Below are 16526 nucleotides of genomic sequence, written 5' to 3' on the forward strand. Positions count from 1 at the left end.
TAATGGAAAAAAAACCCTTTACAATAGCAGAAGCTTTAAACTCTGAAACAAGCTCTCAAAAAACATATAGTAAAGCTGATAAAAAGTCAGCTGGAAGAAAAACTATAGATCAAAAACTAAGAAGAGACAATTTAGTAGTTTGCAGACTTAATGAACAAGAAATGGAAATTTTGAAAAAATTAATGGATTTAGATTTAGTAAGTGAATATGGTACTTATATAAGAAAATTAATCTTAAAAGAGGCACGAGCTTTAAATATTAATAGTTAAAAATGTTAAAATATCCTTGCAAAAAACAAAAATTACAAGGATACAAATGAGTAAAAAAACAAAAAGACAAATTGAAGATGAAAAAGATTATGGCGGTCGAAGTTTATTTGATCTAATCGAATTAGAATTTTCACAAGGAGAAGAAAATGAGCAACAAAATAGAGAATTATCCGAACATAGAGAAGTTACAGACAATATTGAACGAACTAGCATTTCATCAAATACACCAAGCGTGGATAGACAAGAAAATTCCACAATACAGCTTGATAATACTAGAGAGATGGGCAGAGTTTTATCCGAACACAATCAAGAATCTAGGAATGTCAGATCTAATGACACTAGCATTGCCACAAACACAAATGGAATTAGCAATCTTGGAGAGCAAAGAAGCAGACAAGAAGAGAGAACAGGGGCTAACAGATATGGAGATACTAGCAGAAGAGCAAATAAATCTCAATCAATACATAGCGATAGAACCCCAAATTTATTCTCCTTTATTTCAAGAAATGATGATGAAAGACAAGGAACAGATGCTGCAAGAAGCTACAATCAACAATCAGTATTGGAAACTGCAGCAAGAAATGATGGATATGAAAGAAGAAGCCTCAAATCTGGGCAAAAATTAGATTTTGTAAGCGATGATGAAATCTATCTAGGTTCTTTAAAAGATAGATTTCAAAAAAACCTTCAAGCCATTAAACTTTCAAAAACTATTGAACAAGAAAATCGCTACGCTACCAAACAAGAACAAGAAATTCTAAATAAATTTTCAGGATGGGGCGGTATTCCTCAAGCTTTTGATCATCAGAATAAAGAATGGGAAAAAGAATTTAAAGAACTTATTAGCACACTTGATTATGCAGAATATGAAAAGGCAAAAACTTCAACTTTAGATGCTTTTTACACTCCAAAAATTATTATCGATACAATTTATCAAGGGCTTAATCAGCTAGGATTTAATAATGATGATCACACCAAAGAAATATTTGAGCCAAGTGCAGGTATAGGCTCTTTTTTGTCTTATGCAAAAAATTATAGCGATAAATATCATTTTACTTGCGTAGAGCTTGATACTATAAGTGCAAATATATTAAAGCATTTGCACCCAAATCAAACAATTTATAATAAAGCATTTCAGCACCATTTATTTGATAAGCCATACGATGCTTTTATAGGTAATCCGCCTTTTGGTCAAAAAAAGATCTTGGATTTAAATGATCCGACACTTAATAAAACGAGTGTGCATAATTATTTTATTGGTAATGCAATTAAAAATTTAAAAGAAGATGGAATTGCTGCTTTTGTAGTATCAAGTTATTTTTTAGATTCTAAAAATAGCACAATAAGAAATTTTATAGCCGAACAAGCAACATTTTTAGGTGCTGTAAGATTGCCAAATAATGCTTTTAAAAAACGAGCTAATACAGAAGTTACTACCGATATTATCTTTTTTAAAAAAGGTAAAGATTTAAATATAGATAAATCTTGGCTAGAAAGCGTAGAATACTATGACGATCGTTTTGATGAAGCTGAAAAAAGAGGTATGCACCCTGATGTTTTTAATGACTTTAGAATAAATGAGTATTTTAAAAATAATCCACAAAATATCTTAGGAAAAATGAATATTAAAAGCTCTCAATATGGTTATAGTTTAGAATGCTTAGATGATGGAAGAGATTTAAAAATCGCTTTAGAAAATTTTACAAAAACCTTACCTAAAAACATTTATAAATATCAAGAAACAAAAATCAAGCTATCTTATTACAGGATTGATAGAGAATCGCCTGAATACGAAAAATATAGCAAAACTCTAAGTAAGTTAAAAGATGGAAATTATTTTGAATACAATAATGAAATCTACATGAAAATCGGAAGCGATGATGAGTTAGTCTTTTCAAAACCTGTTTTAAATGAACACGATACAAGAAGAATTAAAAAACTCATTGCTCTTAGAGATCAATTTAACACTCTTATTGAATATGAAAAAAATGAATCTAGCGATCTTTTAGTAGAAAATCAAAGAAAATATCTAAACAAGCTTTATGATGAATTTGTAGCCAAAGAAGGATATTTAAATAGAGATGCAAATAAAAAAGCCTTTAGAGAAGATGTGGAAGCAAACAAAATTTTGGCACTAGAAAAAAATTATAGCAGTGGTATTTCAAAAAGTGTAGCTTTAAAAGAAGGTATAGATCCTATTGCACCAAGTGCAACAAAAGCAGATATTTTTTTCAAAAGAACTATAAATGCACAAAAAGAAATTAAAATCTCGACTCCAAAAGAAGCATTAATTGCTAGTATCAATGAATATGGGAGAATTGATTTAAAATTTTTAGAAACGAATTTAAATCAGCCTTTAGAAGAAACCCTTAAATCTTTAGAGCAAGATAAATTAATCTTTAAAGATCACAAAAATCCTGCAAATTATGTTTTGGCTGAAAAATATCTTTCTGGCAATGTTAAAGCAAAGCATAAAGAAGTAAAAAAATTAGTAGAAGATGGCTTTAATGAATTTGTTAATAATTTAGAAAGCTTAGAACAAGTCTTGCCTAAAGATTTAAAAGCGGTTGATATTTCAATAAGCTTAGGGACAACATGGATACCTATAAAATATTACAAACAATTTATAGAAGAAACCTTACAAATTACTCCTAAAGATTATGATTTATTTTTAATGGAAAAAACAGGCGAATGGAGTCTTAAAGGTTTTGGCTATTCTTTAAGTTCTTATATTCGTTCAGAATATGCCACAGAAAGAATAGGTTGCTTTGATTTGTTGGAGCATGGATTATTAAGAAAGCCTATTCGCATTTATGATAAAAAACTAGATCCATCAGGAAAAGAAATCAGAGAATTAAATCCTAAAGAAACTGCAATCGCTAATTCTAAATTAGAAAATTTAAAAAATGAATTTATAGAATGGATTTATAAAGACTATGATAGACGCACAGATTTGGAAAATATCTATAATGAAAGGTTTAATACAAATATAGAACCACAATACAATGGAGAGCATTTAGAACTTCCAAATTTCAATGCCAATATCAAACTCAAAAAACACCAAAAAAATGCTATATATAGGGCTATTCAAGAAAATAGTATCATTTTTGATCACCAAGTAGGTGCTGGTAAAACTTTGGTAGCAATTTGTTCTGTAATGGAACAAAAAAGAATGGGGCTTTTAAATAAACCTTTAATTGTTGTGCCAAATCACCTAGCTAGACAATGGAATGATGAATTCTATCACGCTTATGCAAATGCAAATATTTTAGTTGCTACAAATGATGATTTAAAAAAAGATAATAGAGAAAAGTTTTTTTCAAAAATTGCTACAAATAATTATGATGCTATTATTATGACACACTCTCAATTTAAGCTAATCCCTGCACCTTATGAAATTATTAAAAAGCAATATGAAGCAGATATTCGTATTTTAGAAAAAACTTTAGAAAAAAAACAAGATGATAAAAATACTATGCGATACTCTGTCAAAGAATTAGAAAAACGCATCGAAAATTTTAAAGTAAAACTTGGAGATTTACAAACAACGCATAAAAAATCTAAAGCGATTGATTTTTCAGAATTAGGAATTGATGCTTTAATCATTGATGAAGCACACGAATTTAAAAATTTACTTATTACAACTTCAATGGGAGATATAAGTGGTCTTGGAAATTTAAAAGGCTCTCAAAAAGCTTATGATCTTTATTGCAAAACACAATATATTCACGAGCAAGATAAAAAGCTTTACTTCTTAACAGGAACACCTATTAGTAATTCAATTACAGAACTTTTTACCTTACAAAGATACATACAACCAAATGTATTAAAAGAAAAGGGAATAGAAAGCTTTGACTCTTGGGCTTCCACTTTTGGAGAAATTACAAACGCTTGGGAGCTTGATAGTTCTGGAATTAATTATAAAGTAGTAGCAAGATTTAATAAATTTAAAAATGTTCCTGAACTTTCTACTATGTATAAAAGTGTAGCTGATATTATAACAAACAATGATATTATGAAATATCAAAAAGATTTCGTGCCAAAACTTTATAATGATAAACCTATTAATATTGTTGCTCCAAGAAGTGAAGCAATAGCAGAATTTATAGGTATTCAAGATGAAAATGGGAATTGGAATAAAGGCTCTATAGTATGGAGAATGGAAAATCAACAAGAAGATATTGCTAGAAATAATTTACTTGCTTGCACCACAGACGCTAGAAAAGCTGGACTAGATTTTAGATTAATTGATCCTCATTGTGATGATTACGCAGATTCTAAAATCAATAAACTTATTGAAAATGTCTATAGTGAGTATAATGCTTGGAATGATGATAAAGGCACACAATTAATATTTTGCGATTTGTCTACTCCAAAACAACATTCTCAAAAAATTTCTTTAAATAACAACGATACTACTACAATATTAAAATTAGAAAAGGAAGAAGAATTTGTCAATATTAATGAAACAATAGAACAAACAGAAGAAGAAAATAACAAAAGTCTTGATGAAATTTTAGCAGAACAAGCTAAATTTGACGTTTATACTGATATTTTAAAAAAGCTTGTTTCTAAAGGTATTCCACAAAATGAAATTCGTTTTATTCACGATGCAAAAACAGATTTACAAAAAGGACAACTTTTTGCAGATATGAATTCAGGAAAAGCTAGAATTTTAATTGGATCAACACAAAAAATGGGTGCTGGAACAAATGTGCAAAAAAGAATTGTAGCTTTACACCATTTAGATTGTCCTTGGCGTCCTAGTGATTTAGAACAAAGAAGCGGTAGAGTTATCAGACAAGGCAACGAACTCTTTATGAGAGATCCACAAAACTTTAGAGTAAAAGAGTTTAGATATGCAACTGAAAGAACCTATGATGCTAGAATGTGGCAAGTCATTGAAAGCAAAGCAAGATCTATAGAGCAATTTAGAAAAGCTGGTGCTGATGTAAGAACTCTAGAGGATATTACAAGTGGTGCAGCAGATGCTGCTGAAATGAAAGCGGAAGCTACAGGTAATCCTCTCATTTTATTACAGGTGCAATTAAATAGTGATCTAAGACAAGAAGAAATGCTTTATAGTGGCTATAAAAGACAAATACACAATAATGAAGAAAGTCTTAGAGATAATCTTTCAGAGATTGAACTGCTAAAAAAAGATATAATCAAAATGAAAACTTTAAATACAATAATCAAAGAAAATAATAGCGAACACTTTCAGGGGAAATATTATGTCAATGATAATGAAAACGTTTTCACAGAAGATTTTATTATTTTTAAAGACGACACTAGCGATTTAAATAAAAATAGACAAGAAAAACTTATAAAAAATTTTGAAGAAACCATTAAAATGATAGCAAATGACTATCAACAAGAATATAAAATTTTAGAGTATAAAGGACTAATTATTAGTGGTGAAAAAACTGGATTAGATACCATAAATTTTTATGTTTCAACTCCCGATGGTAAAACAATAATGGAACCTGAAAATATGATCTATGAAAGAGACAAGAAAACTTTTTTTAAATTGGAAAATTTAGTCAGTTTTGGTGGTTTTATAAAAAAATTAAACAATTTTTATAATAATTTAGAAAAATTTAGCCAATTTAATCAAAATAAGATAGAAAGCCTCGAAAAAGAAATCGCAGAATTAAAAAGTATTACAGGAGATAACACTCCAAAATACAAAAGAAAAGATTATTTAGAGGCATTAAGAGAAGATAATCGCATTGTTATGGATGAAATAAAAAAAATGAGCATACAAAAAGATTATAAAAGCGATTTTATACCAAAATCTGCAAAGATTTTAGAAGATTTAAATAAAAACAATAATATTCAGAAAGAATATGATATTAAAATTAATTAGCAAAAGGTAATTACCTTTTGCTTTAATAAATAAACAGCTAAACAAAATATAAACTTATTTCTTGCTTGAATGGTATAATTCTTTAATATTTTCATTTATTGCTTCTTCTTTTTTTGCTTTTTCTTCTTGTTCTTCCTTATTTTTATTTTCAAAGTATTTTAGATAATTTAAACACGTCTCGCCTGTATAATTATCTCTATAGCAAATTCCAAAACCTAAATTAGTCATAAAAGTTCTAGCAAGGCTATTATTTGGAATTTTTAAATTATCTAAATAAGCTGAATTTGGTTCTTCTGCTTTCAAACAACAAACTATTATTACAATAAAGATTAATAATGCAGTAAAGGTTGGAATTATTATTGCCATTTTCTTTCGTATCTCTATGTTTTTATTTTTTATTAAAAAGTGATTCAATAAAGCCATAAGCAAAAATATAAAAATTCCAACTAATGCAACTAATGCAACTAATGCCAAAATATTAAAATCCAATATCGCATAATATAAATTTTCCATTTTTTATATTCCTTTCTCTTATAAATTACTCATCTCTTGTAATCTTATTATTCCTAGCACTTGTCCATCGCAAGATATTATCGGCTCTTCTTCGCTCTCCTTGCTGTAGCTGATTGAGTGCATTGATGTGCAAAAGCATTTGAGTTCGTTTTGTGTTAAAAACCATAGGCTGTTTGGACAATACTCGCATAGAGTTTCTTTCTTGGGCAACTTCTCTTCGGATAATTGATTTATTACCGAGCTCTTGTAAGACTCTCTGTCTATATTGTTTTGTATAATCTCTCTCATTATTTATTCCTTTATCTTGTATAATTTTATATTTTTTTGTTGTTTTGGCTTTGTTGATCTGCTTTAAATCTTTCTCTCTACCTATTACTGATACGTCCCAAATAGGTTTTTTAAGTATTTTAGAAACTTCTTGCCATTTATTATTTATTTTAACTTTTTTTCTGATTTCATAATCTTCTTGTCCTACTATTTTAAATCTTGCATATTCACCCCTTAAAACTTTATTTTCTTTTATAACCCTTTCTAAATCTTGCCCCCAAATTGTAGTTATTCCTTTTTTGGTTTTATAACTTACATAATAACTTTTTTTAGCATTTTTATCTGTGCTAAATTGATAATTCGCTTCTCCAAAATCCATAATCTGATAGTAATGCATTTTTATTTTTGGAGTTTGATTAAGTTTATTATTTGTATTTAATTTGACTGAAAATTCTTGATTTATTTCCGCTTCTCTTTGCTTTTTGCTTGTAGCTTTTGCTTCAACTCCTAACTCATTTAATGCTTTTGCAAATTCTGATCTTAAATTTGCTAAATCTGCTTTTTTTGGATTAATTCTTTTACCATTTTTATCTGCGACTTTCAAACAAATATGACAATGTGGATTATCTGTATCTGCGTGAAAAGCAAGGACAAAAAAATTATTTGGATACGATTTTTTTAAAGCAATAATTGCAGCTTGTTGTAATTTTTCTTTCGGTGTTGTAGAATGTTCTTTCATAGAAAAAACCATATTAATAGTATGTCTTTTTTCTTTAGCACCTTCTTTATATAATGGAATAGGAGCTCCTTCATTTTTAAAAATTCTTTTGACTTCTAAAATCTCATCTTTACCTATATATTTATCAAAATCACTGGTTATTAATTCTACATTTCCATCACGAGAAATATAATCGAGATGTTTTGAAAGTGCTTGAGAGTTTTTAGAACCTGAAGTAATTTTTACAACAACTTCTGTATTTTTTCTAAACATATTTTTACTAACAAGCTTACCTGTTTTTACATCTTTAGTATATTTATTTTTATTTTTATTGATATAATTTAGTGGTAATTTTGAAGCATTTTCTATTTTAGTAAAAACTTTTTTAGCAATTATTTCGTCATCAAATATTTTAACGCTACGCGACATTAAAATCTTTCATTATTTTTTTCTATTATAATACCAAGTTTATTAGACAATATATCAATTTTATCTCTAATATTATCGATTGATTTTTTTAAATTATTATCATTTATTTTTACAGAATTTCCACTTCTAAGAATTTTTAATAATTGATATATATTTTTACCTATTGTGTTAATTTCTGTTCTTGTTTTTATAAACTCATCTATTTCTATATTAGTAAAAAGTTTTTCATTTTTTATGGAGTTTAATAACAAAAATTTAGCTTGTTTAGTAATACTTGAAAATCCTGTTTTTTTAGAAATTTCTTTTAAAATATTTACTTCATTTTCTGTAAGTTTTAATTTAATTATTTTATTTTCATCGCTTGTATAAAATTTATTTTTAGATATTTCATCATTAATTTTATTTTTTTCATCTGTATCACAAGAATTAAATTTTTTTAATAAAATAGATATTATTCTACTATATGGTGCATTTGTTTCTGATTTTATATATTCTAAAATTGTTTTATCATCTTTGCTAACTTTTATGACACAATTATTGTTTTTATTCATTTACAATTCCTTAGTGAGCCTCGCAGAGTTTCGCCTTTTATTTTTTAAAAAGGTAACTTTTTAGGAAATAAAAGGCTATCCTGCAATTATTAAATTATTCAAATTGATTGGTATTCTACACTATTAAACTTTATAAAATATTAATATTATTTTGTAATAATAATATTTACAAAAATTATAAGGAGTTATTATGCTTAAAGAAAGCAAGTTAATAATAGAATTAAAGCGTGAGTATGATGAAAAATTAAAAAAATTACGCCAAAAAGAAAAAGAAAGTAAAGAGCGTATATATAAAAAACTTTCATCGGCATTGTTAAAAGACTTTGAAGAGAATAAAGATTTTAAAATTGAATTTAGTTTATTGATAAAAAAATTTAATTGCAAAAATACTGAAAAAATTTTAGAAATAATAAATAACTTATATGATTTTAATCATAAAAATAATAAAATAAAAACTGCAAAAAAACAATAAAACAAAAAATATTATAAGGGAATAAAAATGGAAAAAAATTATAAAATAAAAGTAACAGATGTAAGCGAACTTAATGAGCATTACAAAGAAGCTATACAAGAAGGAACTTACGAGGGAGAAGATGTAAATAAGTTTTTTGATACTATAAAAACTTTTGATGTTGCAGAAAGCTTATTGAAAAAAGATTTTTCAAATCAATATATTAAATTTGATATTATTACTGATAAAGAAAAAATACCATTAAATATAAGACTTGGAGATAAAAATTTTCAAAAAGGTATTGAACATTTAATTAATATTGGTAGTTCTAAATTAGTTAAAGAAAATATAAATCCAGAAGTAAAAAAAGATCTTAATAATCGGCTTGGTATTTATAAACCAAAAATATATGATGAAATGCTAGATGGAACTTTTAAAGCAATAAAAAATTTATCAGAAGTAGCAAATAAAGATGTAGGATTAATGATATTAGAATTTGCAAATTCTTACTCAGAAACTAGAGAAAAATTTGAAAAAAAACAAATTAATAAAATTGGCAAAAAACCATTTTTTAAAGAAAAAATGAATGAATTTTTCAAAAAAAAACTAAATAAAATTTTGCCAGATAGAGAAATTAGCAATGAAAAAACATACTCTCGATCAAGGTAAAAAATGAATTTTGATAATTTACTTTCTAAAACAAGACTATTATCTTATAATAATGATATTGTTAAACACTATGACAATCTTAAGCTTGTAGGAAAAATTACTCCAAAAGTTGCTACATTAGAAATTATTCTTAGAAATAAACTAGATAATAAACTATCAGAGAAAGATAATGATTGGATAAAAAATTCTAATGATGAAAAAATTAAAAAAGCTAAAGATGAAATTGAATATAGAGAAAAAAATAGAAATTTATCTCATCATCAATATCTTTCTCGTATGAGCTTAGGAACTATTATTTATCTCATTAAAGAAAATAAATTACAAAACTCTATAATGGATTTAAAAAATATCAATTTTAGAAATTACAATCAACACAATAGAAATTTCTTTTTTGAAAATGGTATAAAATTACGCTTTAGAAATACGCATAAGGTTGATATTGTTCTTAGCTTATTGCAAAATCTGAGAAATAGAAGTTATCATTGGGAAAATATTCTAAAAACAACAGAAAAAAATGGAAAACATTATCCAAGATTAACAACAAAGATTGAAAACACTCATATAGGAGTAGATCCGCAAAAAATAGATTTATTCTTAAGTGATTTAATTAAAACATTTAACGAAGAAATTTTGGAATATTGTTAAGATAAAAAAGATGGGCTACTAGGAAGCCCTTTGAATTTCGTTTGCAATTATAGCAATAATAATATTAAAGGAAACTAAAAGGATATACAATGCCACAAAAAAGAATTTATCTTTATGTCCCATTTAAAGATAAAGAAAAAGTAAAGTCATTAGGTGCGATGTGGGATGAAAAAGAAAAAAAATGGTTTGCTCCAAAAAGTTTAGATAAGAATATTTTCTTACAATGGCTTTATCCACACCAAAAAAAAGAATTTTCATTTGATGAAGGTGAGATTTTAACTACTTTTAAATCTGCTTTAGAAAATCAAGGTTTAATTATTGATGGCTTGCCTATTATGGATGGTAAGATCCATAGAGTAAAAACCACAACAGATAAGGGTAGGGAAATGAGTGGGGCATATAGTGGATTTTTGGATGAATATCCTGCTGGTTTTATTCAAAATTTTAAAACAGGTATTAAAGAAAATTGGAAAATGCCTTTAGAGAATATAAGACAAAACATTGTAAGTTATCAAGCACCTAGTCCAAAAAACTTCAATAATTCTATAAGCAATAATACTAAACAAGATATTTTAGAACTTCAGAAAAAAACAGCATTAAAAATTGAAGAAGAATACAATCAAGCTAATTGGGCACATTCAAATCATCCTTATTTAAAGAAAAAAGGCTTTGAAGAAAATTTTTATCTTAAGCAAGACAGCAGGGGTTCTTTACTCATTCCTTTAAAAGATGAAAATGGCAAGTTATGGTCTGTGCAAAGAATATTCCCAAATGGCGACAAGATTATTGGCATTATTAAAACCAAAGAAGAGAAAGAACAAGGCATCGAATATTCTGCAAAAAAAACTGGTTGTTTTCATATAATAGGTGCAAAAAGTTTAGAACATTGTAAAGAATTTATCATAGCAGAAGGTTTTGCCACTGCAGCAACCATACACAAAGCACTCAATAAACCTGTAATAATGGGTATAGATGCTGGAAATCTGCCGAAAATAGTTGAAATTTTAAAAAACAAATTTCAAAACATTCCTATTACTTTAATAGCTGATAATGATAAAAAGAGAGAATTAAAAGGATTATCAAACGTTGGTGTAGAAACTGTTAAAGACATTAAACAAAAGTTTTCAGATATTAAGGTTATTATTCCAAAAATTAGCGATCAAGAAGCAGAACAAGGAATAAGTGATTTTAATGATATTTTTTTAAATAAAGGGCTTAATGAAGTTAAAAAACAACTAAACTCTATTGATTTTCAAAACAAACTTAACACCTTTAAAAATCCTATAAAAACAATATCTGAAAAAGAAATAATAAGATAGTTTCACCAAAAATAAATAATTACCTCTTGTAATTATTTGTATAAAATTATATAATTTTAGTATTTAAAATTAATATTAGTAAATATTAGTATATAATAGTTACTATAAATATACAAAAGGAGTTTTTATGAAAAATTTAATTAAACTAGGTTTGCTAAGTGTAGTTACTGCTGGTGTTTTTTCTGCTTGTTCTTCAGAACCAAAAAGTGTAGAATATTATAAAGATCCAAAGAATGCCCAAGAATTAGAAGAAAAGGTTAAAGAGTGTAAAAAAGATCCTGATTCTGAGTTAAAAGATAAGGAATGTTTTAATGCTTATAAAGCACAAACAACCAAAACTTTTTTCAAAAAAGAACTTCAAAATGAAAAAATCACTGACGAAGAAGTAAAAAAATTTTTCAATCGATGATAAAAATTTAGAACTTTTCAATTTATCTTTAACTGAACAAGGAATATTTAACTTAATCAATATTCCTTACTACTTTTTTTAAAATCTCTTTATACTTTCTTATTTCCTTAAGAGTATCAAATAAACCTATTATCCCTATAATAAAAAATAAACAACAAAAAACAATCTCGAAAAAACTAGAATTTCATTATAAACAAAAAATTTAAAAGCAAGAGTTAAGAAACTTATAAAACTTAAAATTGCTACAATTGCTAAATCAAAATATAACTTTTCTAGCTTATCAAGCTTAGAATAATTTAAATATTCAATAACTTTATATTTCATTGTCTTTCTTTTTCTACAATCAAAATCTTTACATCATATTAATTACATTATATTATTATAAAAAATCTATTTAAATTTCTAAATACCAAACTCTCTTTTGGTGTTATTCAAAATCACTATTTTGTGATTTTAAGTAAAAGTTCAAAAATTTTAATTTTTGATTTACCTTAATTTTAATATTTAAATTTAGTAAATTTAAGAATTTAGGAACTCTTACATTTAAGTCAATTAATCTTTTAAAGTCCCTATTTTCCATATATTATTTTCGTAAAAATGTCAAAAACTCTTACATTTAAGTCAAAAACTCTTACATTTAAGTCAATTTTATTTATAAATAATGTAGATATTTAGCGATTTTTATTGACTTTAATGTAATAAACTCTTACATTTAAGTCAATTTTATTTATAAATAATGAAAATTTAGTGTATATTGACATAGATGTAATAGTTTGGTATAATTTATTTTGAATTTTAAAAGATTTGTTACATTTAAGTCAATTACAGCAAGGAATCAAATGTTATTAAATATTATTATTGAAAAAGATCAAGATGGATATTTTGCACGTATTCTAGAACTTGAAGGTTGTGTTTCACAGGGTAATACTTATGAAGAGGCTTTGAGTAACATAAAAGAAGCTGGAGAGCTTTATTTAGAAAGCCTTAAAAATGAAGAAAAAAGAATTATTGAAAGTAAGATAACTTCAATTATTCCAATGGTTTTAGCAAATGCCTGAATTGCCAAGAATGACTGCAAAAGAAGCAGAAAAGCTTTTATTGCAAAATAATTTTTTTATCGATAGACAAAAAGGTAGTCATAGAATTTATAAAAAAGGACTTTATAGAATGGTTATTCCTCATCATAGTGGGGAAATCTTGCATCCTAAAATCATAAAACAACTCTTTGAAATTATTGAAGTAGCAAAGGATTAAAAATGCCTAAAAGAAATACTATTGATACTATTACACTTGGAATTTTTAGCGATGAGAATGTTTCTGTAATTTGTGAAGATACCATTAAACTAGAAAGAGGCTCTGTAGCTGTATTAAGTGGTAATAGTGAAGTAGGAAAATCTTTTTTAGCCCTAAAGGTTTGTGCAAATGCCATAAATGATGGCTTAAAACCTTTTTTTTGGAGTATAGAAGATAAAAATAAAGCAATTTTAGAACGTATTAAAAATGTAGAAAGTTTTTATTCTTTTAATACTGTAGAACTTGAATTTTCAAATGAACTTCCAAAGATTAATAAAGAACCTATAAGTAGTTTAAAAGAAGAGCTTAATGAATTGGCAGATTGTGATTTAATTGTTCTTGATACTTTTAGTGCATTTTTCTCAACATTAGGATTTAAAGATCAAAATAATCAAAATGATGTGCAAAATTTCTTTAATGTTCTAACTGATGTAGCTAAATTAAATAATCAAGCAATCTTATTGCTACATCACTTAGACAAAAAGGGTGAAAGTCTTATGGGTAGTTCTGTAATTATAAACGCTCCTAGATTGGTTTATAAACTCTCATTTGAAAAAGGGGAAGATAAAAGTTCTACTACCTATCGATTGCTTGAAGTTTTAAAAGATAATAACAATATTAACGCTGGAGAATTTCAAAAAACAATTAAAGTATTACAAAATTCTAGCATTGATGAGCCTTTAATTAAAAATATTAAAGCTAATAGTATTGATTCTAATACTTTAGAGATTATCAATAAACAAGATATATCCGCTGTAAGCGTTAATGAATTAGCAGAAGGATATGTAACAATGAATGAAAATAGAGGTGTTTTTTATTTAAGTTCGCGAAAACTTACGGATACTAATTTTTATAAAGTATTTAAAGAAAATGATAATAAAATAGATTTTGAAATGGTAGGTGCAAATGGCTCCTCTTATGCTATCAGTTTAAAGAATTCTTTGCTTACGCAAACACATAGAAATATTTTAGATGCTTTATTTTTATATATCAAAAAAAATGTAGATACAAATGTTATAAAAAAGTATCAAGAAAACTTCTGGGATATGGAAGTAAGACTAGAGCCTTATAAATTTTTAAAACAATATCTCAATAAAAATTCTAATAATTACTCTTGGTTAAAACAAAAATTTACGGAAATTTCTCGTTTCGCATACGATTTAGCTTTCACACAAAATATAGAGGATAAAGATAAAAAAACAATTACACAAAGAGATAAGGGCATTTTAATGTTTGACTCCGTAGAACGTATCACAAAAGAAAATGGGACAATTGTATCTGTATTTGTGCTAACAGTTCGCAGAGAATACATTAAGAAACTTGAAACAGAATCCACTCTTTCTTATGATGATGATTTATCAAAAATTCTTATTAATTTAAATTCTTTGGTTGCACAAGATCTAATAAGATTTTTAACAAGTTTTCCTGATAAAAAAATTCTTAGTTATAGTGAATTTTGCGAAATTAAAGCTTACAAATTTTATAAAGAAGGCTCTATTATCTCAAAACAAAAAAAAGAAATCATTAAATTAAAAGATAAGCTTATAGAATTTGGAATTAATGTATATGGAAAAGGTGTGGAATTTGCAAGTTATGATGATGAGTTTTTTTATAATAGATACAAAAATGAAAATGACTTATTTTTCATTTACCAAAGCAACAATAGAGTGAAAAGATATATTAAGCGTAATGATCCTATGAACCAATTAAACACCAAAAGCAATAAATTTATTTTAGAAAAATCTTTGTTTGATTAATTTTAAGCCTTGAAATTCTATAATTCTAAAAATAAGATTTTGTAATTATTAAAAAATGTTCGTTTAGACTATTACTATTTATTTAGTAATATCTATGTTTTGTTTTGTATGTGTGATTTGAAATAAATTAAACACGAACCTTTTTTCTACTCCTTTCTAAATTTCCATCTTTTAATTTTATTAATCTTACAAAATTTAAATTAAAAATAAGCTAAAAATAGTAATATTATTACATTTTAAATAGTAATATTATTACTCTTTTTAAAATATAATTAAATAATCATAATATCATTATTTGAAATAGTTTTTATTATTTTTTTACTCTATGTATCTTATCTATAAGCTAAAAATTTGCTTATAGATAAGGTTTAACGCCAAAAAAGAAAGGTTAATAAATGGTCTTAGCTTATGCAAGGGTTAGCACTGATAAACAAGATAATATAAGTCAAGAAAAGCTAATAAAAGACTATTGCGAAGCACAGAATATAAAATTAGACGATTATATAAGCGTTGAAGTGTCTAGTAGAAAAAGTCTTGAAAAAAGACGTATAAATGATTTATATAATCTTTTGAAAGATGGCGATACTTTAATAACTGCTGAGCTTTCACGCTTAGGGCGTGATATGTTTGAGACGATCGGGCTTATAAATAATTTAATCAATAAAGGCGTAAAAGTCCTTTTTATAAGACAACCTGAGCTTAGTTTTATTAGCAAAAGTGCTACAAAGCTTTTATTATCTTTCTACGCTTATATAGCAGAATATGAAAGGGAAATGATAAGCGAACGCACTAAAACAGGTTTAAAAGCAGCAAGGGAAAAAGGAAAGATTTTAGGGCGTCCTGTAGGAAGTTATTCAAGTATGTATGATGAGAATATAGAAATTATTAAAGATCTAATTAGCAAGGAATTAGCTTTAAAATCTATTTGGAAGTATTTAGGTAAAAAAGGTAATTATGTTAGTTTTTATAATTTTTGTAAATCAAGGAAACTTGTTAATTCCAAAAATGAAAATGAATTTGAAATCTATATCAAGCAAATTAAACAATACAAGGAAAACGGAATGCCACTTAATGTAATTTTTAGAACTTTAAAAAATAAGCTAAATTGCGATAAACAAACTTTTTACAAATTATGTAAAGAAAAGGGGATACAATGAATGGTATTTTTGAAGCTCTAGCAGGTTCTATTCAACAAATTACAAAAGTTATAAGAGAAGTTGGCACTAGCGATAAAATGGCTGAACTTAGCGTGTTATTTTCTATCATAGTAACTTTAGTCATTATGTATAAAGGTTATGAAGTATTAATGGGTAGAAGTCAAAGTCCTATTAGAGAGCTTACTTGGGATATAGTAGGAAAACTTTGTG

General features: G+C 26.3%; 15 protein-coding genes and 1 pseudogene. 12 read left to right on the top strand and 4 right to left on the bottom strand.

All coding sequences use genetic code 11. The features are described 5' to 3' along the window. The first annotated feature begins 2 nt into the window (after positions 1 to 2). Complete coding sequence (locus tag CQA75_RS07455; RefSeq protein WP_002804244.1) at positions 3 to 269, top strand: hypothetical protein; 267 nt, start codon at positions 3 to 5, stop codon at positions 267 to 269. A 46-nt stretch (positions 270 to 315) separates the two neighbouring features. Beyond that, on the top strand, positions 316 to 6138 hold the full coding sequence (locus CQA75_RS07460; protein ID WP_137624367.1) for an SNF2-related protein: 5823 nt from the start codon (positions 316 to 318) through the stop codon (positions 6136 to 6138). A 54-nt stretch (positions 6139 to 6192) separates the two neighbouring features. On the opposite strand, the gene CQA75_RS07465 is transcribed toward CQA75_RS07460, so the two are convergent. From CQA75_RS07465 to CQA75_RS07475, 3 genes are read right to left on the bottom strand one after another with little or no spacing between them, the layout of a single operon-like run. Continuing rightward, positions 6193 to 6651 (bottom strand): hypothetical protein, encoded by a 459-nt coding sequence (locus CQA75_RS07465; protein WP_137624368.1) that lies wholly within the window; start codon positions 6649 to 6651, stop codon positions 6193 to 6195. Between the two features lie 25 nt (positions 6652 to 6676). Continuing rightward, positions 6677 to 8065 carry a MobP1 family relaxase gene (gene mobP1 / locus CQA75_RS07470; protein WP_137624369.1) on the bottom strand — a complete coding sequence of 463 codons (1389 nt, stop codon included), beginning with the start codon at positions 8063 to 8065 and terminating at the stop codon, positions 6677 to 6679. Beyond that, entirely contained in the window at positions 8065 to 8616 is a 552-nt protein-coding gene (locus CQA75_RS07475; RefSeq protein WP_137624370.1) for a hypothetical protein, read from the bottom strand. The genes mobP1 and CQA75_RS07475 overlap by 1 nt, the downstream gene beginning before the upstream one ends. 190 nt (positions 8617 to 8806) lie before the next feature. Here CQA75_RS07475 and CQA75_RS07480 point away from each other — a divergent pair, with 190 nt between their 5' ends. The 5 genes from CQA75_RS07480 to CQA75_RS07500 all read left to right on the top strand — a co-directional run bounded on the left by CQA75_RS07480 (position 8807) and on the right by CQA75_RS07500 (position 12109). After that, the gene (locus CQA75_RS07480; RefSeq protein ID WP_137624371.1) at positions 8807 to 9088 is read left to right on the top strand and encodes a hypothetical protein; all 282 of its coding nucleotides are present in this window, start codon (positions 8807 to 8809) and stop codon (positions 9086 to 9088) included. A gap of 27 nt (positions 9089 to 9115) precedes the next feature. After that, positions 9116 to 9736, top strand: coding sequence for an NTPase (locus CQA75_RS07485; RefSeq protein WP_137624372.1), 621 nt, complete (start codon positions 9116 to 9118; stop codon positions 9734 to 9736). A gap of 3 nt (positions 9737 to 9739) precedes the next feature. Next, positions 9740 to 10381: a hypothetical protein gene (locus CQA75_RS07490; RefSeq protein ID WP_137624373.1), complete on the top strand. Its 642-nt coding sequence runs from the start codon at positions 9740 to 9742 to the stop codon at positions 10379 to 10381. Positions 10382 to 10470: 89 nt separating this feature from the next. Next, the gene (locus CQA75_RS07495) at positions 10471 to 11700 is read left to right on the top strand and encodes a DUF5710 domain-containing protein (RefSeq protein WP_137624374.1); all 1230 of its coding nucleotides are present in this window, start codon (positions 10471 to 10473) and stop codon (positions 11698 to 11700) included. Between the two features lie 127 nt (positions 11701 to 11827). Then, positions 11828 to 12109, top strand: a complete 282-nt coding sequence (locus tag CQA75_RS07500) for an EexN family lipoprotein (RefSeq protein WP_137624375.1) — start codon at positions 11828 to 11830, stop codon at positions 12107 to 12109. 135 nt (positions 12110 to 12244) lie between these two features. Here CQA75_RS07500 and CQA75_RS07505 read toward each other — a convergent pair whose 3' ends face one another. Beyond that, entirely contained in the window at positions 12245 to 12433 is a 189-nt protein-coding gene (locus CQA75_RS07505; protein ID WP_246023789.1) for a hypothetical protein, read from the bottom strand. 515 nt (positions 12434 to 12948) lie between these two features. On the opposite strand from CQA75_RS07505, the gene CQA75_RS07510 reads away from it, so the two are divergent. The 5 genes and pseudogenes from CQA75_RS07510 to CQA75_RS07530 form a co-directional block, all read left to right on the top strand. After that, on the top strand, positions 12949 to 13167 hold the full coding sequence (locus CQA75_RS07510) for a type II toxin-antitoxin system HicB family antitoxin (RefSeq protein ID WP_137624376.1): 219 nt from the start codon (positions 12949 to 12951) through the stop codon (positions 13165 to 13167). Then, a complete protein-coding gene (locus CQA75_RS07515; RefSeq protein ID WP_137621206.1) occupies positions 13160 to 13363 on the top strand; it encodes a type II toxin-antitoxin system HicA family toxin in 204 nt (67 codons plus the stop codon). The genes CQA75_RS07510 and CQA75_RS07515 overlap by 8 nt, the downstream gene beginning before the upstream one ends. Positions 13364 to 13365: 2 nt before the next feature. Continuing rightward, positions 13366 to 15159, top strand: coding sequence for an AAA family ATPase (locus CQA75_RS07520; RefSeq protein WP_137621207.1), 1794 nt, complete (start codon positions 13366 to 13368; stop codon positions 15157 to 15159). Between the two features lie 395 nt (positions 15160 to 15554). Then, entirely contained in the window at positions 15555 to 16316 is a 762-nt protein-coding gene (locus CQA75_RS07525; protein ID WP_137624377.1) for a recombinase family protein, read from the top strand. Continuing rightward, a pseudogene (locus tag CQA75_RS07530) lies at positions 16313 to 16526 on the top strand (type IV secretion system protein); the annotation flags it as partial. The gene CQA75_RS07525 and the pseudogene CQA75_RS07530, both read left to right, overlap by 4 nt.

The organism is Campylobacter taeniopygiae (assembly GCF_005406225.1).
Taxonomy (GTDB): Bacteria; Campylobacterota; Campylobacteria; order Campylobacterales; family Campylobacteraceae; genus Campylobacter_D; species Campylobacter_D taeniopygiae.